Source organism: Stenotrophomonas sp. (assembly GCF_032056425.1).
Classification (GTDB): domain Bacteria; phylum Pseudomonadota; class Gammaproteobacteria; order Xanthomonadales; family Xanthomonadaceae; genus Stenotrophomonas.
Window position 1 is genome coordinate 58,623 of sequence record NZ_DAMBCN010000012.1, and the last position, 19,256, is coordinate 77,878.

The 19,256-nt window shown below is 65.9% G+C and carries 30 protein-coding genes and 2 tRNA genes (1 of these 32 only partly in view); 20 read left to right on the top strand and 12 right to left on the bottom strand.

All coding sequences use genetic code 11. The features are described 5' to 3' along the window. From RTY46_RS09900 to dxs, 6 genes are all read left to right on the top strand, one after another. Window positions 1-21, top strand: a tRNA-Phe gene (locus tag RTY46_RS09900) (it extends 155 nt beyond the left edge of the window). A gap of 122 nt (window positions 22-143) precedes the next feature. Continuing rightward, window positions 144-698: a lipocalin family protein gene (locus tag RTY46_RS09905; protein ID WP_312708187.1), complete on the top strand. Its 555-nt coding sequence runs from the start codon at window positions 144-146 to the stop codon at window positions 696-698. 125 nt (window positions 699-823) lie between these two features. Further along, entirely contained in the window at window positions 824-1,300 is a 477-nt protein-coding gene (locus RTY46_RS09910; RefSeq protein ID WP_312708126.1) for an LEA type 2 family protein, read from the top strand. A 58-nt stretch (window positions 1,301-1,358) separates the two neighbouring features. Next, entirely contained in the window at window positions 1,359-3,149 is a 1,791-nt protein-coding gene (locus tag RTY46_RS09915; RefSeq protein ID WP_312708128.1) for an acyl-CoA dehydrogenase C-terminal domain-containing protein, read from the top strand. Between the two features lie 462 nt (window positions 3,150-3,611). Then, complete coding sequence (locus tag RTY46_RS09920) at window positions 3,612-4,277, top strand: HNH endonuclease (protein ID WP_312708129.1); 666 nt, start codon at window positions 3,612-3,614, stop codon at window positions 4,275-4,277. A 105-nt stretch (window positions 4,278-4,382) separates the two neighbouring features. Then, window positions 4,383-6,290: a 1-deoxy-D-xylulose-5-phosphate synthase gene (dxs, locus tag RTY46_RS09925; protein WP_312708130.1), complete on the top strand. Its 1,908-nt coding sequence runs from the start codon at window positions 4,383-4,385 to the stop codon at window positions 6,288-6,290. 99 nt (window positions 6,291-6,389) lie between these two features. Here the strand turns inward: dxs and RTY46_RS09930 are convergent, their stop codons facing one another. The 3 genes from RTY46_RS09930 to RTY46_RS09940 form a co-directional block, all read right to left on the bottom strand. Then, window positions 6,390-6,593: a hypothetical protein gene (locus RTY46_RS09930; protein WP_312708131.1), complete on the bottom strand. Its 204-nt coding sequence runs from the start codon at window positions 6,591-6,593 to the stop codon at window positions 6,390-6,392. Between the two features lie 172 nt (window positions 6,594-6,765). Next, window positions 6,766-7,293, bottom strand: coding sequence for a DUF3011 domain-containing protein (locus RTY46_RS09935; RefSeq protein WP_312708132.1), 528 nt, complete (start codon window positions 7,291-7,293; stop codon window positions 6,766-6,768). A 129-nt stretch (window positions 7,294-7,422) separates the two neighbouring features. After that, complete coding sequence (locus RTY46_RS09940) at window positions 7,423-8,082, bottom strand: response regulator transcription factor (RefSeq protein ID WP_312708133.1); 660 nt, start codon at window positions 8,080-8,082, stop codon at window positions 7,423-7,425. Between the two features lie 345 nt (window positions 8,083-8,427). Here RTY46_RS09940 and RTY46_RS09945 point away from each other — a divergent pair, with 345 nt between their 5' ends. The 8 genes from RTY46_RS09945 (at window position 8,428) to RTY46_RS09980 (ending at window position 12,499) form a co-directional block, all read left to right on the top strand. After that, a complete protein-coding gene (locus RTY46_RS09945; protein ID WP_312708134.1) occupies window positions 8,428-9,036 on the top strand; it encodes a hypothetical protein in 609 nt (202 codons plus the stop codon). Continuing rightward, window positions 9,033-9,584, top strand: coding sequence for a GTP-binding protein (locus RTY46_RS09950; protein ID WP_312708135.1), 552 nt, complete (start codon window positions 9,033-9,035; stop codon window positions 9,582-9,584). Before RTY46_RS09945 ends, RTY46_RS09950 begins: the two co-directional genes overlap by 4 nt. After that, entirely contained in the window at window positions 9,577-9,954 is a 378-nt protein-coding gene (locus RTY46_RS09955; RefSeq protein WP_312708136.1) for a roadblock/LC7 domain-containing protein, read from the top strand. The genes RTY46_RS09950 and RTY46_RS09955 overlap by 8 nt, the downstream gene beginning before the upstream one ends. Window positions 9,955-10,050: 96 nt before the next feature. After that, a complete protein-coding gene (locus tag RTY46_RS09960) occupies window positions 10,051-10,377 on the top strand; it encodes a hypothetical protein (RefSeq protein WP_200751944.1) in 327 nt (108 codons plus the stop codon). A 145-nt stretch (window positions 10,378-10,522) separates the two neighbouring features. After that, the gene (locus tag RTY46_RS09965; RefSeq protein WP_312708137.1) at window positions 10,523-10,945 is read left to right on the top strand and encodes a pilin; all 423 of its coding nucleotides are present in this window, start codon (window positions 10,523-10,525) and stop codon (window positions 10,943-10,945) included. Between the two features lie 137 nt (window positions 10,946-11,082). Further along, window positions 11,083-11,544: a pilin gene (locus RTY46_RS09970; RefSeq protein WP_312708138.1), complete on the top strand. Its 462-nt coding sequence runs from the start codon at window positions 11,083-11,085 to the stop codon at window positions 11,542-11,544. Between the two features lie 82 nt (window positions 11,545-11,626). Further along, window positions 11,627-12,091, top strand: coding sequence for a pilin (locus tag RTY46_RS09975; protein ID WP_312708139.1), 465 nt, complete (start codon window positions 11,627-11,629; stop codon window positions 12,089-12,091). 15 nt (window positions 12,092-12,106) lie between these two features. Beyond that, the gene (locus tag RTY46_RS09980) at window positions 12,107-12,499 is read left to right on the top strand and encodes a response regulator (RefSeq protein ID WP_312708140.1); all 393 of its coding nucleotides are present in this window, start codon (window positions 12,107-12,109) and stop codon (window positions 12,497-12,499) included. Window positions 12,500-12,517: 18 nt separating this feature from the next. On the opposite strand, the gene RTY46_RS09985 is transcribed toward RTY46_RS09980, so the two are convergent. After that, window positions 12,518-12,724: a hypothetical protein gene (locus RTY46_RS09985; protein WP_312708141.1), complete on the bottom strand. Its 207-nt coding sequence runs from the start codon at window positions 12,722-12,724 to the stop codon at window positions 12,518-12,520. A gap of 393 nt (window positions 12,725-13,117) precedes the next feature. Here RTY46_RS09985 and RTY46_RS09990 point away from each other — a divergent pair, with 393 nt between their 5' ends. The 5 genes from RTY46_RS09990 (at window position 13,118) to RTY46_RS10010 (ending at window position 15,446) form a co-directional block, all read left to right on the top strand. After that, the gene (locus RTY46_RS09990; RefSeq protein WP_312708142.1) at window positions 13,118-13,393 is read left to right on the top strand and encodes a hypothetical protein; all 276 of its coding nucleotides are present in this window, start codon (window positions 13,118-13,120) and stop codon (window positions 13,391-13,393) included. 9 nt (window positions 13,394-13,402) lie between these two features. Continuing rightward, the gene (locus RTY46_RS09995; RefSeq protein ID WP_312708143.1) at window positions 13,403-13,636 is read left to right on the top strand and encodes a DUF1653 domain-containing protein; all 234 of its coding nucleotides are present in this window, start codon (window positions 13,403-13,405) and stop codon (window positions 13,634-13,636) included. Window positions 13,637-13,708: 72 nt separating this feature from the next. Continuing rightward, a complete protein-coding gene (locus tag RTY46_RS10000) occupies window positions 13,709-14,476 on the top strand; it encodes a transporter (protein WP_312708144.1) in 768 nt (255 codons plus the stop codon). Between the two features lie 51 nt (window positions 14,477-14,527). Further along, on the top strand, window positions 14,528-15,100 hold the full coding sequence (locus RTY46_RS10005; RefSeq protein WP_312708145.1) for a TetR/AcrR family transcriptional regulator: 573 nt from the start codon (window positions 14,528-14,530) through the stop codon (window positions 15,098-15,100). 13 nt (window positions 15,101-15,113) lie between these two features. Continuing rightward, the gene (locus tag RTY46_RS10010; RefSeq protein ID WP_312708146.1) at window positions 15,114-15,446 is read left to right on the top strand and encodes an SMR family transporter; all 333 of its coding nucleotides are present in this window, start codon (window positions 15,114-15,116) and stop codon (window positions 15,444-15,446) included. Between the two features lie 32 nt (window positions 15,447-15,478). Here the strand turns inward: RTY46_RS10010 and RTY46_RS10015 are convergent, their stop codons facing one another. Together RTY46_RS10015 and RTY46_RS10020 are read right to left on the bottom strand one after the other, a co-directional pair. Further along, window positions 15,479-15,652 carry a DUF1328 domain-containing protein gene (locus RTY46_RS10015; protein WP_116863212.1) on the bottom strand — a complete coding sequence of 58 codons (174 nt, stop codon included), beginning with the start codon at window positions 15,650-15,652 and terminating at the stop codon, window positions 15,479-15,481. Window positions 15,653-15,747: 95 nt separating this feature from the next. Further along, on the bottom strand, window positions 15,748-16,386 hold the full coding sequence (locus RTY46_RS10020) for a LysE family translocator (protein ID WP_312708147.1): 639 nt from the start codon (window positions 16,384-16,386) through the stop codon (window positions 15,748-15,750). A 150-nt stretch (window positions 16,387-16,536) separates the two neighbouring features. On the opposite strand from RTY46_RS10020, the gene RTY46_RS10025 reads away from it, so the two are divergent. Next, entirely contained in the window at window positions 16,537-17,238 is a 702-nt protein-coding gene (locus RTY46_RS10025; protein ID WP_312708148.1) for an aspartate/glutamate racemase family protein, read from the top strand. Window positions 17,239-17,251: 13 nt separating this feature from the next. Here RTY46_RS10025 and RTY46_RS10030 read toward each other — a convergent pair whose 3' ends face one another. From RTY46_RS10030 to RTY46_RS10055, 6 genes are all read right to left on the bottom strand, one after another. After that, the gene (locus RTY46_RS10030; RefSeq protein WP_312708149.1) at window positions 17,252-17,611 is read right to left on the bottom strand and encodes a hypothetical protein; all 360 of its coding nucleotides are present in this window, start codon (window positions 17,609-17,611) and stop codon (window positions 17,252-17,254) included. Window positions 17,612-17,797: 186 nt separating this feature from the next. Then, window positions 17,798-18,142, bottom strand: a complete 345-nt coding sequence (locus tag RTY46_RS10035; RefSeq protein ID WP_312708150.1) for a phosphotyrosine protein phosphatase — start codon at window positions 18,140-18,142, stop codon at window positions 17,798-17,800. Beyond that, complete coding sequence (locus tag RTY46_RS10040) at window positions 18,139-18,339, bottom strand: hypothetical protein (protein ID WP_312708151.1); 201 nt, start codon at window positions 18,337-18,339, stop codon at window positions 18,139-18,141. Before RTY46_RS10040 ends, RTY46_RS10035 begins: the two co-directional genes overlap by 4 nt. Window positions 18,340-18,459: 120 nt before the next feature. Beyond that, a tRNA-Pro gene (locus tag RTY46_RS10045) sits at window positions 18,460-18,536 on the bottom strand. Window positions 18,537-18,604: 68 nt separating this feature from the next. Further along, entirely contained in the window at window positions 18,605-18,961 is a 357-nt protein-coding gene (locus RTY46_RS10050; RefSeq protein WP_005410431.1) for a MerR family transcriptional regulator, read from the bottom strand. Beyond that, a complete protein-coding gene (locus RTY46_RS10055) occupies window positions 18,942-19,241 on the bottom strand; it encodes an integration host factor subunit alpha (RefSeq protein ID WP_108750195.1) in 300 nt (99 codons plus the stop codon). The genes RTY46_RS10050 and RTY46_RS10055 overlap by 20 nt, the downstream gene beginning before the upstream one ends. Window positions 19,242-19,256 lie beyond the last annotated feature (15 nt).

Below are 19,256 nucleotides of genomic sequence, written 5' to 3' on the forward strand. Positions count from 1 at the left end.
CGATTCCGTCCTCGGCCACCATGTATGATGACCTGCAGAAATGCAGGTCTTTTTTTTTGCCCGCGCCCGGTTGACGAAACATTTACACCGCCGTGCATCGCGCCGCCTACGCTCGGAGTTCACGCCCGGAGTCCGCCATGCCGATGCACCTGCGCCCTGCCCTGCTTGCCTGCCTGCTGCTGTTCGCCACGCCCGCCGTTCTTGCGGCCGAACCGGTGCGCGCGGTCGATGCCCTGGATATCGATCGCTATGCCGGCCAGTGGCACGAAATCGCCCACCTGCCGGTGTCATTCCAGAAGAAATGCGTGGGCGACATCACCGCCACCTACGGCCTGCGCCAGGACGGCCGCATCAGCGTGCGCAACCGCTGCCGCACCGGCGAAGGCGATTACCTGCAGGCAGACGGTGTGGCCCGGCCCGTCGCCGGCCAGCCTGGGCAGCTGGAAGTGCGCTTCGCCCCCGACTGGCTGAGCTGGGTGCCGCTGGTCTGGGCCGATTACTGGGTGATCGCCCTGGACCCGGACTACCAGTGGGCCGTGGTCGGTGAGCCGGACCGCAAGTACCTGTGGATCCTGTCGCGCGAACCGCGCATGGAGCGCGCCCTGTTCGAGCAGTTGAAGGCGCGGGCCGAGCAGATGGGCTACGACCTGGCGCCGCTGCGGACAATGGCGCCGCTGCTCGAAACCGCCTCGCCCTGAGCCGCGCGGTGACCGCTGCGCACCATCTTCACACGCTACCCTTGTGAAGGTCGCCCATGGCGATCCATTCAACCATACGCCGTAGTATGCTTATGCCACGCACTGCTCCCAGAGGACCTGCGCCCATGCTCCACCGCTTCCGTATCGCCTTGATCATCCTGTGCACCCTGGCCCTGGCCGCCTGCGGCGATGGCATCGTCAAGCGTGTTTCGGAACCGGCGGCCAGCCTGCAGCAGCTGACCGTGCGCGCCGATGGTGGCTGGACCGTGGCGCTGCGCCTGCAGAACTTCAGCTCCATGCCCATGACCTTCGATGACGTCGCCTTGGCGCTGACCGTCGGCGACGCCGAGGCAGGCACGCTTCAGGCCCGCCCGGCCATGTCCATCGGCGGGGTGTCGGCCGACGTGGTCACCGTTGAATTCACCCCCAGCGCCGCCGCGCGCCTGGTGGTGGCCGACGCGCTGGCCGGCAACCGCACCCTGGCCTACGCCCTGAAGGGCACGGTCGCCGCCACGCCCGAGGACAAGAAGCAGCGCAGCTTCGATATTTCCGGCCGCAGCACCCTGAACCAGGCGCCCGGCCTGCCCGGCGTGCTGCGCTGAGTCCTTTCCTGCCGCGGCGCCCGTCGCCGCTCCCCGTTCCCTGATCGAGACGTACCCGATGAGCAGCTATACCGCACCGCTTTCCGACCTCCGTTTCGCCCTGCACGACGTGCTGAAGGTGGAACCGCTGTTCGCCCGCCTGGGCTTCACCGACGCCACCGCCGACGTGGTCGATGCCGTGCTGGAAGAAGCCGCGCGGTTCAGCGGCAGCGTGCTGGCACCGCTGAACAGCGTGGGCGATGAGATCGGCTGCGTGCTCGACCAGGCCAGCGGCGAAGTGACCACCCCGCCCGGCTTCAAGCAGGCCTACGACCAGTTCGTGGACGGCGGCTGGACCGGCCTGACCGCATCGCCGGAACTGGGCGGCCAGGGCCTGCCGCACACCCTGGGCGTGCCGCTGAATGAAATGATCAATGCCGCCAACCTGGCCTGGGGCAACTTCCCGCTGCTCTCGCACGGCGCGATCGAAGCGCTGAAGCAGCACGGCGAGGCGTGGCAGCACGACGCCTTCCTGAAGCCGCTGATCGAAGGCCGCTGGACCGGCACCATGTGCCTGACCGAACCGCATTGCGGCACCGACCTGGGCCTGCTCAAGACCAAGGCCGAGCCGAACGCCGACGGCAGCTACGCGATCACCGGCACCAAGATCTTCATCACCGCCGGCGAGCACGATCTGACGGAAAACATCGTGCACCTGGTGCTGGCCAAGCTGCCCGGCGCACCGGCCGGTGCCAAGGGCATTTCGCTGTTCGTCACCCCCAAGTTCAAGGTCGACCGCGACGGCAACGTCGGCGAGCGCAATGCACTGCGCTGCGGCTCGATCGAGCACAAGATGGGCATCAAGGGTTCGGTCACCTGCGTGATGAACTTCGACGGCGCGCAGGGCTATCTGGTCGGGCAGCCACACAAGGGGCTGCAGGCAATGTTCACCATGATGAACACCGCCCGCCTGGGGGTCGGCCTGCAGGGCATCGGGCTGTCCGAGCGCGCCTACCAGAACGCACTGAAGTACAGCCGCGAGCGCCTGCAGTCGCGCGCCCTCAGCGGCGCCAGGTTCCCGGAGAAGGCGGCTGACCCGATCCTGGTGCACCCGGACGTGCGCCGCATGCTGCTGACCATCAAGTCGCTGGTCGAGGGCAGCCGCCTACTGGCATTGCATGCCGCCACGCTCATCGATGTGGCGCACAGTGCCGACGATGCGGCCGAGCGCGAGCGCGCCGACACCCTGGTCAGCTTCCTCACCCCTATTTCGAAGGCCTGCCAGACCGAATGGGGCATCGAAAACACCTATAACGCGCTGCAGTGTTTCGGTGGTCACGGCTACATCCGCGAACACGGCATGGAACAGCTGGCGCGCGACGCCCGCATCACCACGCTGTATGAAGGCACCACCGGCATCCAGGCGCTTGACCTGATCGGCCGCAAGACCGCGTCCAGCCAGGGCGCCGGGCTGAAGCTGATGCTGGCCGAGATCGAAGCGTTCGTGAAGGAACACGAGGGCAACGAGGCCCTGGCCGAGTTCATCGGCCCGCTGCAGGCCAAGGCCGCCGAGTGGGGCAAGCTGACCATGGACGTGCTCAAGCGCGCCGCCGGCAATCCGGACGAACTGGGCGCGGCCAGCTACGACTATCTGTTCTATTCGGGCTATGTGGTGCTGGCCTACTGGTGGGCGCGCAGCGTGGCCGCCGCCGACGCCAGCCCGCATGGCGCGGCCTTCGCCCAGGGCAAGCGGGAAACCGCACGCTTCTACTTCGCCCGCGTGCTGCCGCGCACCCTCGCCCACGCCGCTGCGATGCAGGCCGGCGCCGCCCCGCTGATGGCCATGGACGACGAACGCTTCGGCGCCTGAGCCGGGCTGCGCCCGGCACCCGCAGAGGCCAAGGCTGGAGCAACGGCAACAGCTGGCTTCCTGCGGGATTGCGGGGCAGGCCCAATTGCGGGGGACGCTGCAAGTAGGTCCATGTAAGCTCGGTCGCCGCATCCATGCGGCTCACGCCCCCGCAATCGGCCCCACCCCGCCTCCGACACGTTCCCGCCCCGTCCGCGCCATGCGGGAACAGGGATTCAGAGAATCCACCGAAATCCATCTGGAGAAGAGCCCCCTTTTGTTAAAGGGGGCGCGCCAAAGGCGCGGGGAACAGGAAGAATGCGCGGGCAACCCAGTACGCCAACGGCGGGCTGGGTTGCTAAAGGGGGCGCGCCAACGGCGCGGGGGATAGGTGGAATGCGCGGACCTGAATGTTGACAATTTGTGTAACGCCCAACGGTCGATACACAAATTGTCAACATTCAGGTATAAGCTGTTTTCCCGATGGAGACAGACACTACACGCTTGGGTCTGATCGAAGCCGGAGCCTCGCTTTCCGCTCCGGGCGCCGAAGCATCGCCCGCTGCCAGCCCCCTGCACCGCCCCGGAACGGTCCGGCTGTTGTCCCTCGATGCCCACGGCCGTGTACTGGACTGGATCACCTGGCAGGACGCAGCCTGTCTCTACGCCCGCGACGCCGTCGCCTGGACCCTGGGCGATCCCTGCCTGCACATCCACGGCGGCACCAACCGGCTCAGCGGCATGCAGAGCGGCATGGACCTGCACCCGATCATCGCCGCCCGTGGCCATGCCCGTTCACGCGCCATCGATCCCACACCGAACCTGACCAACCCGGCGCTGTTCGCCCGCGACGCGCATCTGTGCCTGTACTGCGGCCAGCAGTTCAACCGCCCCACCCTCACCCGCGATCATGTCATTCCACTGTCCAAGGGCGGCCTGGACTGCTGGGAAAACGTGGTGACCGCCTGCTTCCAGTGCAACTCGCGCAAGAGCGACCGTACCCCGCAGCAGGCCAGCATGCCATTGCTGGCCGTGCCCTACCGGCCCAGCTGGATCGAGCACCTGATCCTGTCCAACCGCAACATCCTCGCCGACCAGATGGCCTTCCTGAAGGCACAGTTGCCCAAGCGCTCCAAGCTCAGCACCTGAATACCGCGAGCAGCAATCGTCACCGTTCTGTCACGGGCAGCAGCGTTTGCTTGCCCCACTCCCGCTTGAGGGCGAAAATGGGCGTTCAGAACAAGTGCGAACACGATGATCGACTCTGCCCGCTATCCCCGCCTCGCGCGCATCCGCACCCCGGATGACCTGCGCACGTTCGAAGAAACCGAACTGAGGGCGGTTGCCGACGAACTGCGCGCCTACCTGATCGAATCGGTGGGCAAGAGCGGTGGCCACTTTGCCGCTGGCCTGGGCGTGATCGAACTCACCGTGGCGCTGCATTACCTGTACCAGACCCCGCACGACCAGCTGGTCTGGGACGTAGGCCACCAGACCTACCCGCACAAGATCCTGACCGGCCGTCGCGACGACATCCACACCGTCAAGCAGAAGGACGGCGTAGCGCCGTTCCCCAAGCGTGAGGAAAGTGAGTACGACACCTTCGGGGTCGGCCACTCGTCCACGTCCATCTCGGCGGCGCTGGGCATGGCCATCGCCCGCCAGGCCGCCGGCGATGAGCGCCAGGTGGTGGCGGTGATCGGCGATGGTGCAATGACCGCCGGCATGGCCTTCGAAGCGCTGATGCATGCCGGCGGCATGGATCCCGAACCGAACCTGCTGGTGATCCTCAACGACAACAACATGTCGATCTCCGAGGCCGTCGGCGGGTTGACCAAGATGCTGGGTCGCGCCACCGGCAGCCGCACGCTGAATGCACTGCGCGAAGGCGGCAAGAAGATCCTGGGTGACAAGAAGAACAACCCCGCGCGCTTCGTGAAGCGCTGGGAAGAACACTGGAAGGGCATGTTCGTGCCCTCCACGATGTTCGAGGAAATGGGCTTCCACTACACCGGCCCGATCGATGGCCATGACATGCCGGCCCTGCTGTCCACGCTGAAGACGCTGCGTGCCTCCAAGGGGCCGAAGCTGCTGCACGTGATGACCACCAAGGGCAAGGGCTACGAGCCGGCCGAGGGCGACCAGATCGGCTACCACGCCGTGGGTCCGTTCGATCCGGACAAGGGCCTGGTGGCCAAGACCGGTGCCAAGAAGCCGACCTACACCGATGTGTTCAGCGACTGGCTGTGCGATGCCGCCGCCGCCGAGCCGCGTCTGTACGGCATTACCCCGGCCATGCGCGAAGGCTCGGGGCTGGTGCGCTTCAGCAGGGAATACCCGCATCGCTACTTCGACGTGGCCATTGCCGAACAGCACGCAGTCACCCTGGCCGCAGGCATGGCCACCCAGGGCGGCAAGCCGGTCGTGGCGATCTATTCCACGTTCCTGCAGCGCGCCTACGACCAGCTGGTGCACGATGTGGCCATCCAGGACCTGGACGTGCTGTTCGCCATCGACCGCGCCGGCGTGGTCGGTCCGGACGGCGCCACCCATGCCGGCAACCTGGACCTGAGCTTCCTGCGCTGCGTGCCGAACATGGTGGTGATGGCGCCCTCGGACGAAGCCGAATGCCGGAAGATGCTCAGCACCGGCCTGCAGCACCCGGGCCCGGCCGCCGTGCGCTACCCGCGCGGCAGCGGCACCGGCATTGCCGCCGGCACCGATCTGGCCACGCTGCCCATCGGCAAGGGCGAACTGCGCGTGCAGGGCAGCCGCATCGCCCTGCTCGCCTTCGGCAGCACGGTCACCGCCGCCGAACAGGTCGGCCGCGAACTGGGCCTGAGCGTGGTCAACATGCGCTTCATCAAGCCGCTGGACCGCGAGCTGGTGCTGGCCATGGCCGCCCAGCACGAAGGTCTGGTGACCGTGGAAGACAACGTCGTGGCGGGCGGTGCCGGTTCGGCCGTGGGCGAACTGCTCAATGCCGAAGGCGTGCTGCGCCCGATCCTGCACCTGGGTCTGCCCGACGCGTTCCAGCACCATGCCAGCCGCGAAGACCTGCTGGCCGAAGCCGGCATCGATGCGGCCGGCATCCGCGCCGCCGTGCTCAAGCGCTGGCCGCAGCTGGCCAATGGTGCGGCCCCGTTGAGCGCCGCCAGCTGAGCCACGCAGCCACGCATGGCGTGGCTCTACTGCGGCGTAGACCCACGCCATGCGTGGGCGCCGCAAGCCGGTAGACCCACGCCATGCGTGGATGCCACCTCAGCCGTAGCTGATTGCTTCCACAAACGCGCCACTGGCCTCCACGCGCACCGCGGCGCGCTGACCGGTGTCGGCGAAATGCAGGCGTGCCAGGGTTTCGGCGAAATCAAAGGCGCGGACACCGTCGCGGAACTCGATCGGTTCGGGCCGGTCCGGGTGCAGCACGCGCCACTGGCGCTGCTCACATTGCAGACGGATCAACATGCGTTGCTCACTCCTTGGAACAGCGTATGGAGCCGCATCGAAGGCGGGCCCTTCCTGGGCCGGGCAACGCTGCGGGCCGGGACGTTCACGACGCCCCGGTGACCGACAATACGAGGAAAAATGTGTGATCGCTATCAGATTATTCTGATTCGCAGCGCCGCGACGGCCGCCGTCAGTTCACCTGGAACTGCGCCCGGCAGCCATCGCTGACCCACACCCCGCGCCGGTCCCAGCCCCAGCTACGGCCTTCAATGCATGCGCTGCGGGACTCCTGCCGCACCAGGCGAACGCCACGGCGCACCCGCGCGTCGCAGTACTGCTGACGGTGGTCGTTGGAATGGCAGGCGATCACCTGCCCGCCGCCGTTGCCGCCCCCCCAGCCGTGGCCGCCACCCCAACCGCCGCGGGACTCACCCACAAACTCGGCACGGCAGCCCCGCGTCACCCACACGCCGTAACGCGACTGCCCCCAGGTATCGCCCTCCACACAGGGCGAGCCGGACAGCTGGCGGATCAAGCGTGCCCGGCCATCCAGACGGCACTCGTTGCTGCGGCCCTTTACCGACTCGCAACGCACGATGCCGCCACCGTTGTCGTAGCGATCGTCATAGCCGCGGCTCTGCGCCTGTACGGCGCCAGTCGCAGCCAGCATCGGCAGCACCATGCACATCACGACACCCCAGCCTGCTCCCTTGCCCATTACCCCTTCTCCCGATGAAAACAATGGCGCAAGCATCCGGGATTCCACACGCAACGCACAGAGGGGGCTCGGGCAGTGTTGGCAATCCATTCAAGCAACCCAACCGCACCTGACCAGGGCCGCGCCGCGTCAGTAGTCCACGGCAACCCCACCCTGCGGCACCCCAAGCTTCTCCTCGAACGCATAGGCGAACAGTTCGGCATCGTTGCTGATACCCAGCTTGCGCATGGCCGAGATGCGCTGCCGGCTGATCGTGCTGACGGTCCGCCGCAACTGCGCGGCGATCTCGGTGATCGACGGCCCCGATACGTAAAGGCGCAGTACCTCCAGCTCCTTCGGCGAAAGCACTGACAGCGAGCGCTCGCATCCGGCCTCCTGCAGGCAGGGAGTCAACACGGGGTCCAGATAGAGCCGCCCGGCCAGCACCACATCCACCGCCTCGCGTACGTTGTCCACCCCGCTGCCCTTGTGCACCAGGCCACGCACGCCAGAGCGCAACGCCATCTGCAGCGACGTTGCATTGGTGATCATGGTGACCAGGATCACGGGCACATCAGGGTGATTGCGACTCAACGCCTGCAACATGGCGTGCCCGTCGGCGCGGCCTCCGCCGGGCATCGAGAAGTCGGTCACCACCAGGTCCACCGGCACGCTGGCCATGATCGACAACAGGCGTTCGGCACTGTGCGCCTCTGCCACGACGCGGTGCCGCCCCCCTGCCTCGATCACCACGCGGGTACCCAGCAGTACGAGCGGATGATCGTCTGCAATGGCAATTCGAGTAAGCATGATGATTATCCCTGTATCGCTGCGCCGCAGTGCGCAGCGAGGACGCTAATAATCCATTCGCTTACCGTCAACTTAACATTGATATTTTTACCGACCGCGGCAACAGCAGCAAAGTCCGACCTTTCAACTAATTGCAGAAACGACCGGATATCGGAAGAAAAGCATAACTTTCCCAATAGTTTCATGGATCGAAATCGGGAAAGACGATTACATGGCGCTCCCCGATCATTCACTGCACCGAGCCCCATGGTCCGATTCCGTCGCGCATCCTTCGAGGACCCCAGCGAGCAGTTCGCGCCGCCACCGCCGGCGCAGGCAACGCTGCCGTCGGCAGCACTGCCCTTCGTGCAGCAGCTGCGCCTCCACTTGGCCGGTGATGCAGCGACGTCGCGCAGGCCTGCCTACGCCGCCGTCGTCCATGACGATGCGACCGTCTGCTGGCTCGATGCAAACAGCGACCGCATGATGACCACCGCACCCGCGCCAATTGCACTCACACTGCTGCAGAAACTGCTGGCCGACGAGCATCCGCCGCTGCACCTGGCGCCCGTGACGCAGCAGATGTTCGTGCAGCGCGCAACCGTGTCCAGCAACCTGCCGCTGCGGCCAACCCTGTGGAACATCGGCCTGGCAGCCACGCGGCTGGACCGGCTGATGGCGCCGCTGCAGCTGGACGCCAAACTGCGCCTGCGCCGCTGGCCGGATTTCCGCATTCTCGCCCACCGGCCGGACCACTTTCGGCTGTGCGCACTGCTGATCAAGCAGGGCGCTTCCGTGCAGGCATGCTGCGACATTCTGGGTCTTCCGCAGCGCCAGGTGCAGTCGTTCTTCAACGCCGCCTTCCTCACCGCCTACGCCTTTCCGGTGATGGGCGAGGATGCGCCTGTCCGCCCCTCGCCCGCTGACGGTCTCGTCAACCTGTGGCGCCAACTTCGTATCCGCTGGAGTGCATGACCGTGCGTGAGCACAAGATCGTAGTAATGGGCCCACTCGGCGCCGGCAAATCGACCCTGGTGCAGACACTCACACAGGGCAGAGCCGTGGTGACCGAAGCCCGCAATACCGACCCCAGCGTGGGCAAGGAGTACACCACCGTAGCCATGGACTACGGCGACATCGACCTGCCCGGCGGTGACCGCCTGCGCCTGTATGGCTCGCCCGGGCAGGATCGATTCTCCTATATCTGGCCGATCCTGCTGGCCGGTGCCGAAGGCGCGATTGTGCTGGTGGATGGCAGCACGAGCGTCGATGCAACGCTTGCCGGCCAGCACCTGCAGGCCATCGGCGAACACGCGCCCAGCCTGCCGGTCGTCATCGGCATCACCAAATGCGGCCGCACCGATGACCCCGTCCTGCCGCAATGGCAGGCGTGGCTGGGCGAGCATGCACCCCACCTGCCTGCGCTGCCGCTGGATCCGCGCGACATGAAGCAGGCGATTACCGCCATGGATCTGCTGATGAGCCAGATTGAATGCAACGCCATGGCGACCGCGCATGAATGACGCTGCGCACGCTGCTTCAGCACTGAATGCACTGGCACGCGACGTCTCGGGCATACAGGCGATCGTGGTCGCCAGCGCCGATGGCTTCGCCCTGGCCCAGGCAGGCCCCAAGGGCAATGTCGCCGACCGCCTGGCCGCGATGACCAGCTCGATGCTGGGCCTGGCCAGTGCGCTCGGACGGGAACTGCGCTTTGGCGAGCTGGACACGCTGATTCTGGATGCCGCCGACGGCAAGGTGCTGATGCTGGCCATTCCCGGAAAGCAGCAGCGGCTGCTGATGACGGCCTGCGACCACAGCTGCGTCATCGGCAACGCCCTGTGGCACGCCAAGCAGTGCGTGCGCACCCTGGCCGACAACACGAACCGATGAATGCCCCTCTCTCTGCTCAGACGACTCTTTTCTTCCAAACACCCGCAACGGACCACTGAAATGAATACCGCGATCAACAAATGCCTGGATACGCTCATGCAGATCAACGGCGCACAAGCCGTTGCGCTGGTCGACTACGAAAGCGGCATGCTGCTGGGTGAAGCCGGCTCCGGTGTGGACATGGAGCTGGCTGCGGCGGGCAACACCGAAGTGCTGCGCGCCAAGATGAAGACCGCCGAGGCGCTGAACCTCAACGACAGCATCGAGGATGTCCTGATCACCCTGGGCCGTGCCTACCACGTGCTGCGCCCGGTGTCGGCCAAGAAGGGACTGTTCTTCTACGTCGTGCTGGACCGGCAGAAGGCCAACCTGGCACTGGCCCGCCGCATGGTGCTGGACGTGGAAAGCTCGCTGGCGCTGTAACGCACAGCCAACCCATCGTATTGAAGGGGATGGGAATGCCGGGGCCGCTGGGGAGAGCGGCCCCGGCCTGTGGACGTCGTTCCGCAGATATCCCTGCACTGGAGCCAGCACCATGCGGCAACCTTGCGCACCACCGGTAGACCCCATGCTGCCACCCCGGGTATCGCCCTGGGTGGCCTTTGTCGTTGCTGCGGCCTGGATCGCCATTTACGCCGTGCTGCTGGCCGCACCGGCCGAGGGCGCTCAGGCTGCCCGCCGCCAGCTGCACAGCGCGGTTGCCAGCTTGACCACCGCCATCAGGGTGGTGGAAGACAGCTATGCCGACAACGATCTGCAGGCCAACGACCGGCACCTTGGACTGCCCGCCAGCGCCGCGTTCTGCGCGCATCTGCGGCTGCAGCTGCCGGACACCGGGCACGCACGCCTGACCTGCCAGCTGCGCGACGCGGGCCGCGTGCGCGGCACGCTGGTGCTGCAGCGCAGCCCGCAGGGTGCGTGGCGGTGCGAAGCCGACGTCCACGATCCGCAGCTGTTGCCTGCGGCATGCGCCCCGCACGCATTCAAATAATCGTAAAAGCAGCAGGATGGAGGCGCATTTACTATTATTTGAATATCCATAAAAACGCCCTGGTGATTATCTATTGGCAGGCCCCGGAAAAACCCACGCCAAGGCCAACCATTACCCCCACTCCAAGGAGGATCACCATGAACATCCATAATCGGCGGGCAGTATTTACCTCGCAGCATTCCCGGCAGAAAGGCTTCTCGCTCATCGAGCTGATGGTGGTTGTGGCCATCATCGGCATCCTGGCAATGATCGCGCTGCCGCAGTACCAGCGCTTCTCCGCCAAGTCGAAACTGGCCGCGGCGCTTGCCGAGGTTGCACCTGGAAAGGTTGGCGTGGAAGCACTGTTGGCGGAAGGCTCTGATTTGACAGGGGTAGATGGCGAAGCGGTTGGGCTCCCCGTCTCAGGTTCGCGCTGCACTTCCTTTGATGTGGATCTGGTGCCAGGCGGGATCACCCGGCTCAGCTGCAACCTGAAACATGACGAGTCTTACGGCGGCGGCAATTCCAGCCTGAGCCTTGTCCGCAGTCATACGGGCGTCTGGAACTGCGAGAGCGACATCGGTGACAAGGGCCTTCTGCCCGAGCCCTGCCGCATCTGACCCTGAGCCGTGAGCACGGTGGTGACGTTGCAGCAACGTCACCACCGCAGGCCACCCGGCATCCACCTATTCAAGGACCGCCATGAACACTTTGGTTTCCCCAGCGCTGCGGGCGATGCCACACGCATCCAGACAGCGGGGTTTTTCTCTCATCGAACTGATGATTGTCGTAGCCATCATCAGCATCCTTGCCATGATCGCGCTGCCGCAGTACCAGAAGTACGCGGCGAAGGCCAAGATCGCAGGAGCGCTTTCCGAACTGTCCGCGGGCAAGGCAGGAGTGGAGGCCTTTATCGCGGAGGGCTTCGTAGGAGGCGGATTTAGCGCGTCGGACATCGGGCTGCCTACGCAGGGCCAGCATTGCGAGCGCTTTGACGTGTCCGGCTACAGTGGCGGATTCAATCTGGGATGCAAGGTAAAGCCAGACAGATACCTTGGAAACTCGGTGCACCTGACTCTGGATCGATCCGTTGACAACAAATCCTGGACCTGCAGAGCCTACATCATGGACGAAAGCCTGCTTCCGGAACTGTGCCGCCGCTCCTGATCCGCGACTGTATCCATGCTTGCATCAACCCTCCTCGTCGCGGACGCCAATCCCTGGGTCCGCCGCGAACTCAATCTCCGTCTGCGCCCGCACCTGGGTGCAGTCGCGCTCCAAGAAGCCCGTTCACCTTCGGAGGTGCTTGCCCACATCGCTGACCCGCGCTGTACGATGCTGGTGATTGATCCCTGCATGCCGACCGTCGGCCAGACCGATGGCATGCCGCTGCTGCGCCGGATCTGCTGCCTGCGCCGTGACCTGAAAATCCTGGTGCTGGCACGACATCCACAGCACCTGCTGCGTGACAAGGCACTTCCCCGGCAGATTTCGCACGTCTACGGCAAGAACATCAGTGCCGCATGGCTCTGCCGCCTGGTGCACCGGGCGCTGGCGCAGCCCGAAGCCGCCTGACCCACGGGCCGCGCCCTGTCAGTGGCTGAAATGCACGGCATCCACGCTGTTGCCCAAGGCTTCCACACGCACCGTGCTGTCCTGGCCGGTGCGGCGATGGTGGTCGCTGGCGCGCCGCAGCGCAGCGTCGAAGGCGGCAGCACCGCTGGCGAACGGTTCGGCGGTGGCGGTGGCCGGGTCCAGTACGGACCAGTGCGCGGCATTGCATTTGACGGTGATGACCATGATGGACTCCTTGAGAGTGAGGGCAGCAGTGCCGCCGCGCCTCTGACTGCCGCTCACCCTAGGCAGGGTGTCAGGGAGTTCCTATCGGATTAGTACGAAAATTCCCGGTCGGACCGTCAGAACACCACTTCCATCACATCCCTGAGTCGGTTTAGTGAAGATTTTTCGTGACCCTTGTCACGAAGTCAGTGGCGCTTCACACTGTCGTCACCAACAGGGGCCCCTTCCACATGCGCACCTCCCTTCCGCTGCAGCGTTCGACCTTGCTGAAGTTCTACTTCGTGGCCAGCTATCTGGTCCTGCTCGAGGAGCTGGTGCGCGCCAGCATCGCCTGAGCGCTTGCCGCCCGCGCGGATACGGCCGAGACTGAGGCCCCGACCGGAGGCCACGCCGATGAAGATCGCCCTGCTGCCCGTTCTGCTGATGCTGGCTGTGGGCGGCTGCGCGCAGCCCGAAACGGCACCTGGCCACGATGCAGCCACCGTCACGCCCGTGGTCGGTGCCGATCGCGATGCGCACGGCTGCATCGGCTCGGCCGGCTACCAGTGGTGCGCGCGCAGCGAGCGCTGCGAACGGCCGTGGGAACTGGCCCAGGCGCAGGGCCTGGCGAACACGGCTGACGCCATCGACGCCTGGTGCGCGCTGCCGCCCGCGCCCGCGCGCAAGTAGACTTGCCGCATGTCTGACCTCAGCCCCCTGCCCCGCCTCGAGCCGGGCCGCTACCGCCATTTCAAGGGCGGCCTTTATGAAGTGATCGATATCGTGCGCAGCAGCGAGACCCTGCAGCCGATGGTGCTGTACCGCGCCCTGTATGGTGAAGGTGGCCTCTGGGTGCGCCCATACGCCATGTTCGTCGAACAGGTGCCGGGTGAGCACGGCCCCCAGGCGCGTTTCGCCCGCATCGACGACTGAGCCCAGCGTTCACGGCGCCACGACGCGTCGGCCGCGCATGCTCGACACCACCTCCCGGGCTCGTCGGCCAGCATGCGCCAGTGCATCGTACTGTTCGGCCTCTGCGCAGCCTGCCTGTCCGCACAGGCGCAGCCGCCGTCCAGCCCCCCCGGCTTTGATCGGCCCGGCCTCGGCATGGGCACCGATACGGTGCCCCGCGGGGCCGCGGCGCTTGAATTCGGGCTTCCTGCTTACCTGCGCGAATCCGGCGCCGGGGGTGTCCGCAGCACGACCTGGTCAGCCGATGCCCTGCTCCGCACCGGATTGGCGCCGGGCCTGGAACTGCAACTCTCGGGTACACCGTGGAACCGCCAGCGACTGCGCGCGCCGGACGGGGCGCAGAGCCACCTGCGCGGGGCCGGCGACAGCAGCGCAGGCCTGAAATGGGCCGGTCCTGGCAGCAATGACCGCACCGCCTGGGCGGTGCTGGCGTCCGCCGTGGTGGCACGGGGCGATGCAGCCTTCAGCGACGGTCGCCAGTACACACTGGCGGTCAGCGTCGAACAGTCGCTCAACGATCAATGGCAGCTGGCGCTGTCTGCGCAGCAGCAGCGCGGTGACGGCCAACGCACGACCACCTGGGCGCCCAGCATTTCGCTGCAGGCCTCGCCGACGGTGTCCACCTACCTGGAAGCCGGTTTCTTCGACAGCAATGACGGTCCCGACCAGTCCATTGCCGGGGCGGGAGTGGCCTGGCGGGTGCGGCCCAACGTCCAGCTCGATGTTTCATTCGAGGTGGGCCTGGACGATGCGAGTCCGGATCTGCAGGTCGCCACCGGAGTGTCGGTCTTCCTGGACTGAGCCGGGCAGCGCTGGGTTACAATCATACCGTCCAGTCGGTTTCATTCTGCCATGTCCGCATCTTCCGCCCTCACCCGCCGCAAGGCGCCCGATCTCGTGCGCCAGGCCTTGCTGGACGCGACCGCGCGCGTGATCAGCCAGAATGGGCTCGCCGCCCTGACCGTCCAGCAGGTAGCCGACGCCGCCGGGGTCAGCAAGGGCGCGCTGTTCCATCATTTCAGCAGCAAGCAGGCGCTACTGGATGCCGCCTTGACCGGCATGCTCGACGATTTCGAACAGGATCTGCGCGCGCACATGCAGCAGGCCCCTGCCAGCCACGGCTGTTTCACCCGGGCCTATGTCGAGGTCACCTTCGATCATCTGCTACGGCAGACCCGCGACAACGACATCGGCCTGACCATGGCCAACCTGCTGGAACCGGCGATGCTGGCACGGTGGCGCCAGTGGCTGCGCACGATGCTGGCGCAGTTCCCCGGCGAAGCAGACGACCCACGCCTGTATACGGCGCGCTGTGCCGCCGACGGCTACTGGGCCACGGCCTACGGCCGACCACTGGACGAGGACGAACGGCGCAACGCACTGGCCATGGCCACCGAAGCGATGAAGCTGTGCATGCCCGGCTGAACTGGAGCCCGCGATGAATCCCTATCTCCTTCTGGCCGCCGCGATCGGGCTGGAGGTGATCGCCACCTCACTGCTGAAGGCCTCCGAGGGCATGAGCCGGCTTGCCCCAACGCTGGGCGCGCTGGCCTGCTACGGCGCCTGCTTCTACCTGTTGGCGCTCACGATGAAGTCCATCCCCACAGGTATCGCCTACGCGATCTGGTCCGGGGTGGGCATCGTACTGATTTCGGTGGTTGGGCTGGTGGTATTCAAGCAGCGCCTGGATGCGCCGGCACTGGTCGGCATCAGCCTGATCTGCGCGGGTGTGCTGGTCATCAATCTTTTCTCAAAAAGCAGCGCGCAGTGAGCGCGCTGCTGCCAGCTGCGATGGACAGCGGGTCAGGCGACCTTCTTGGCGACACTCATGCCGATCAGGAACAGGATCACCGCGATGATGATGCCGGCCCAGAACAGGAACTTGGCGATGCCGACCGCGGCACCGGCGATGCCGCCGAAACCGAGCACGCCTGCAATGAGGCCGATGACGGCAAAAATGATGGCCCACTTGATCATATCGATCCTTTCCCTCGGGAATACTGACGGTATGAACAGGTTAAGCAGCCTCTGATGCCCGTGCCGTGAGCACACCGCGCGCGCGGCGTGAACATTCACCGCGGGCGGAAACGCAGCAGCGCCAACGCGAAGACCAGGAACACGCTGCCGACAAGGCGCTCGAACCAGCGCTGCGCGAAGGGCCGGGCCAGCCAGCGCCGCAGGCTGTGACCGCCGGCGGCGTACATCACGTACCAGAACAGTTCGCAGCCGGCGAAGGTGGTGACCAGCACGGTGTACTGCACCCCCTGAGCACGCGCGGGATCGACGAACTGCGGCAGGAACGCCGCAGCGAACAGCAGCAGCTTGGGATTGCTCAGGCCGACCAGCAGTCCACCACGGAACACCGCCCACGCGCCATGCACGGCTTGCGGCAGCGGCTCGCGTGCAGCGCCCACGGCGACTGCACGGAAGCTGTCGCGCCAGGCCTTGATGCCCAGCCAGGCCAGGTAGGCCACGCCCAGGTAGCGCAGCACTTCGAACAGCATCGGCGAGGACCGCAGCAGCGCACTCAAGCCGGCGGCCGAAGCGGCCAGCACCAGCAGCATGGCCAGCAGGCAGCCTGCCATGGCCGGCACGCTACGGCGGAAGCCCAGGCCCACGCTGCGGCCGAGGATATGCAGCATGTTCGGGCCTGGCGTGCCACACAGCACGAACACCGTGGCCAGGAACCACCACCAGGTTTGCAGGGCCATTGCTGCTCTCGACACGGGAAGCCCACCAGCTTACGGGTTGGCGCCGCGCGGCGGTACGTACAGCCTTGGGCGCGATCGACGGTTACAGACGACGGCCAGCATGCAAGGGCCCGTCTGTGCTGGAATGCGGCTTCCAGCACGGAGACACGCATGAAGACCCTGGGCCTGATTGGCGGCATGAGCTGGGAAAGCTCGGCGCAGTACTACCGCCTCATCAACGAGGAGGTACGCCAGCGGCTGGGCGGCGCGCACTCGGCACAGCTGCTGCTGTGGTCGGTGGATTTCGCGCGCATCAAGCAGCTGCAGCACGACGGCGACTGGCACGCGCTGGGCGCGGAGATGATCGACGCCGCGCGACGGCTGCAGGCAGGGGGCGCCGACCTGCTGGTGGTCTGCACCAACACCATGCACAAGCTGGCCCCACAACTGGAGGCGGCCTGCCCGCTGCCGCTGCTGCATATCGCCGATCCCACCGCTAACGCCATCCGACGCGCCGACCTGCGCACGGTCGGCCTGCTCGGCACCGCCTTCACCATGGAAGAAGACTTCTACCGCAAGCGACTGAGCGAGCGCTTCGGGTTGCAGGTGCTGGTGCCGGACGCCGACGACCGCCGCGACGTGCACGACATCATCTACCGCGAGCTGATTGCCGGCGTGGTGAGTGAAGCCTCGCGGCAGCGCTATGTGGAGGTGATCGCACGCCTGGTGGCGCGCGGCGCCGAAGCCATCATCCTGGGATGCACCGAGATCATGTTGCTGGTACGGGAACAGGACAGCCCGGTACCGCTGTTCGATACCACCACCCTGCATGCACGCGCCGCAGTAGACGCCGCGTTGGCCGACGCTTTGTAGAGCGAGCTCGACGCTACGGCGCCTGGATTTCCAGCGCCGTCTCCAGCCACTCCATCACGGCGGGTGAATCGCACAGGAAGAACAGCGCATCGCCGCTGCGGGCCTCGGTCAACAGCCGATAGACACTGATGGCCACGCCGGACTGGCTGGCTATGAATACTTCGCCACTGCGCGGCCCCTCCACCTGCCGGGACAGGTGCTGCAGCGCCCGGCGCGCGGCCACGGTGTCGGGCGGTTCTGCCTCGCGGCTCAGCTCGGCGCCGCGCAGGCCCCAGGACACGAACACGCGTTTGCCCTTGAACGTGGTGTCCAGGACCTGTACGCCGGCCGAGCCTTCGCCGGCCGAACGATGAATGACGATACTGCTGATCAACGCAACCCCCTGTGGTCGTCGTGGTCCGTGCGCCGCCCGCACGTACTGCGCCGCAAGCCGGGGCAGGACCAAGGCCTGTCCACTGGCGCGGCGAACAACGCGAGGGAACATCGATGCGATCGGATGTGCGGCCGATGATACGGGAACTATCCCGGGGCATGGGTCCGCAGGCTGAACGGCAGGTCGTTACGCTCCCGGGCCCACTCCCTCGGCCAGGCACGCGCCCACGCGTGCTTCCAGCAACGCCATCAGCGCCGGGTCCATGCAGGCGTAATCATCAGGAATGTCCAGGCAGTGCAGCGGCGTGTGCAGCAGCAGCCGCGCGAACTGCGCCCGCAGGCGCTGCTGGTGCTTGGCTTCCATCACGAAGATCACATCGGCCCAGCGCAGATCATGCGCACTGATCGGCCGCCGTGCGTGCGGGCTGGTGCCGGCCGAGCGCGCGCTGAAGCCCGGCCGCCGTCGCCAGATGGCTTCGGCGGTCGGGCTGCGCAGTTGGTTGCGGCTGCAGACGAAGAGCAGGTTGATCATGGCTGCTCCAGCTGCTGGCGCACGCTCTGGATGGGATAGACGAAGCCCAGTTGCCGTGCACGCGCAAGCTTTGCGCTGCGCAGGTACATCAGCTTCCAGTTCTTCTCGGGCTTGATCGACGCCACGCGCGTTGCGCGATCGCCGCCATGCAGGCGCGCCGCGGCACGACGCCAGGCGCGGGTACGGGGATGGTGCATGAAATGTTCTCGTAAGGACCGGGTTCAGCAGCCGCGGTGATACGAGTGGCGCGCAGCATACACTGGCGCAACAAAAAAGCCCACGCAGTGATGCGCGGGCTTTTCGGTTCATTGCAGTAATGGTCGGGACGGCCGGATTCGAACCGACGACCCTCTGCCCCCCAGGCAGATGCGCTACCAGGCTGCGCTACGCCCCGACTGATGCTGCAATGTGCCCGCCTGTGTGGCGGGCCGTGAAGTATACCGGATTACTTGGAAAAAAGGTTCAGCGCCGCAGCAGTTGCAGCACTTCTTCCAGTTCCATGCGCACCTGCTTGATGATCTGGTTGCTCAGCGCCGATTCCTCGCGCGCATCCGGACCATCCAGGCGCAGGCGCGCGCCGCCGATGGTGTAACCCTGTTCGTACAGCAGGCTGCGGATCTGCCGCACCATCAGCACGTCGTGGCGCTGGTAGTAACGGCGGTTGCCACGGCGCTTGGCCGGCTCAAGGCTGGGAAATTCGGTTTCCCAGTAGCGCAGCACGTGCGGCTTGACGTCGCACAGCTCGCTGACTTCACCAATGGTGAAGTAGCGCTTGGCCGGAATCGGCGGAAGTTCGCGGTTACTGCCCGGATCCAGCATAAGCTTCCACCCTCTCCTTGAGCTTCTGGCCCGGACGGAAGGTGACCACCGTACGGGCGGAAATGGGAATTTCCTCGCCGGTCTTGGGGTTGCGACCCGGGCGCTGACTCTTGCGCCGCAGATCGAAATTACCGAAGCCCGACAGCTTCACCTGACGTCCCTGTTCCAATGCTTCACGCAGCACATCGAAAAACGCGTCGACGAATTCCTTGGCTTCCCGCTTGTTCAGACCGACTTCGTCGAACAGCTTTTCCGCCATCTCCGCCTTGGTCAATGCCATTGCCTGCTACCCCCG

What these genes read in the sequence shown, in the direction of transcription:
- RTY46_RS10025 (WP_312708148.1), top strand. Translation starts at nt 16,537, where the DNA reads ATGAAGACCCTGGGCCTGATTGGCGGCATGAGCTGGGAAAGCTCGGCG.
- RTY46_RS10050 (WP_005410431.1), bottom strand. Translation starts at nt 18,961, where the DNA reads ATGCTGGATCCGGGCAGTAACCGCGAACTTCCGCCGATTCCGGCCAAG.
- dxs (WP_312708130.1), top strand. Translation starts at nt 4,383, where the DNA reads ATGATCGACTCTGCCCGCTATCCCCGCCTCGCGCGCATCCGCACCCCG.
- RTY46_RS09930 (WP_312708131.1), bottom strand. Translation starts at nt 6,593, where the DNA reads ATGTTGATCCGTCTGCAATGTGAGCAGCGCCAGTGGCGCGTGCTGCAC.
- RTY46_RS09915 (WP_312708128.1), top strand. Translation starts at nt 1,359, where the DNA reads ATGAGCAGCTATACCGCACCGCTTTCCGACCTCCGTTTCGCCCTGCAC.
- RTY46_RS10015 (WP_116863212.1), bottom strand. Translation starts at nt 15,652, where the DNA reads ATGATCAAGTGGGCCATCATTTTTGCCGTCATCGGCCTCATTGCAGGC.
- RTY46_RS10035 (WP_312708150.1), bottom strand. Translation starts at nt 18,142, where the DNA reads ATGATCAACCTGCTCTTCGTCTGCAGCCGCAACCAACTGCGCAGCCCG.
- RTY46_RS10005 (WP_312708145.1), top strand. Translation starts at nt 14,528, where the DNA reads ATGTCCGCATCTTCCGCCCTCACCCGCCGCAAGGCGCCCGATCTCGTG.
- RTY46_RS09980 (WP_312708140.1), top strand. Translation starts at nt 12,107, where the DNA reads ATGCTTGCATCAACCCTCCTCGTCGCGGACGCCAATCCCTGGGTCCGC.
- RTY46_RS09910 (WP_312708126.1), top strand. Translation starts at nt 824, where the DNA reads ATGCTCCACCGCTTCCGTATCGCCTTGATCATCCTGTGCACCCTGGCC.
- RTY46_RS09970 (WP_312708138.1), top strand. Translation starts at nt 11,083, where the DNA reads ATGAACATCCATAATCGGCGGGCAGTATTTACCTCGCAGCATTCCCGG.
- RTY46_RS10040 (WP_312708151.1), bottom strand. Translation starts at nt 18,339, where the DNA reads ATGCACCATCCCCGTACCCGCGCCTGGCGTCGTGCCGCGGCGCGCCTG.
- RTY46_RS09905 (WP_312708187.1), top strand. Translation starts at nt 144, where the DNA reads ATGCACCTGCGCCCTGCCCTGCTTGCCTGCCTGCTGCTGTTCGCCACG.
- RTY46_RS09935 (WP_312708132.1), bottom strand. Translation starts at nt 7,293, where the DNA reads ATGGGCAAGGGAGCAGGCTGGGGTGTCGTGATGTGCATGGTGCTGCCG.
- RTY46_RS09940 (WP_312708133.1), bottom strand. Translation starts at nt 8,082, where the DNA reads ATGCTTACTCGAATTGCCATTGCAGACGATCATCCGCTCGTACTGCTG.
- RTY46_RS09985 (WP_312708141.1), bottom strand. Translation starts at nt 12,724, where the DNA reads ATGGTCATCACCGTCAAATGCAATGCCGCGCACTGGTCCGTACTGGAC.
- RTY46_RS10010 (WP_312708146.1), top strand. Translation starts at nt 15,114, where the DNA reads ATGAATCCCTATCTCCTTCTGGCCGCCGCGATCGGGCTGGAGGTGATC.
- RTY46_RS09960 (WP_200751944.1), top strand. Translation starts at nt 10,051, where the DNA reads ATGCAGATCAACGGCGCACAAGCCGTTGCGCTGGTCGACTACGAAAGC.
- RTY46_RS10055 (WP_108750195.1), bottom strand. Translation starts at nt 19,241, where the DNA reads ATGGCATTGACCAAGGCGGAGATGGCGGAAAAGCTGTTCGACGAAGTC.
- RTY46_RS09975 (WP_312708139.1), top strand. Translation starts at nt 11,627, where the DNA reads ATGAACACTTTGGTTTCCCCAGCGCTGCGGGCGATGCCACACGCATCC.
- RTY46_RS09950 (WP_312708135.1), top strand. Translation starts at nt 9,033, where the DNA reads ATGACCGTGCGTGAGCACAAGATCGTAGTAATGGGCCCACTCGGCGCC.
- RTY46_RS09990 (WP_312708142.1), top strand. Translation starts at nt 13,118, where the DNA reads ATGAAGATCGCCCTGCTGCCCGTTCTGCTGATGCTGGCTGTGGGCGGC.
- RTY46_RS09995 (WP_312708143.1), top strand. Translation starts at nt 13,403, where the DNA reads ATGTCTGACCTCAGCCCCCTGCCCCGCCTCGAGCCGGGCCGCTACCGC.
- RTY46_RS09955 (WP_312708136.1), top strand. Translation starts at nt 9,577, where the DNA reads ATGAATGACGCTGCGCACGCTGCTTCAGCACTGAATGCACTGGCACGC.
- RTY46_RS09965 (WP_312708137.1), top strand. Translation starts at nt 10,523, where the DNA reads ATGCTGCCACCCCGGGTATCGCCCTGGGTGGCCTTTGTCGTTGCTGCG.
- RTY46_RS10000 (WP_312708144.1), top strand. Translation starts at nt 13,709, where the DNA reads ATGCGCCAGTGCATCGTACTGTTCGGCCTCTGCGCAGCCTGCCTGTCC.
- RTY46_RS09920 (WP_312708129.1), top strand. Translation starts at nt 3,612, where the DNA reads ATGGAGACAGACACTACACGCTTGGGTCTGATCGAAGCCGGAGCCTCG.
- RTY46_RS10020 (WP_312708147.1), bottom strand. Translation starts at nt 16,386, where the DNA reads ATGGCCCTGCAAACCTGGTGGTGGTTCCTGGCCACGGTGTTCGTGCTG.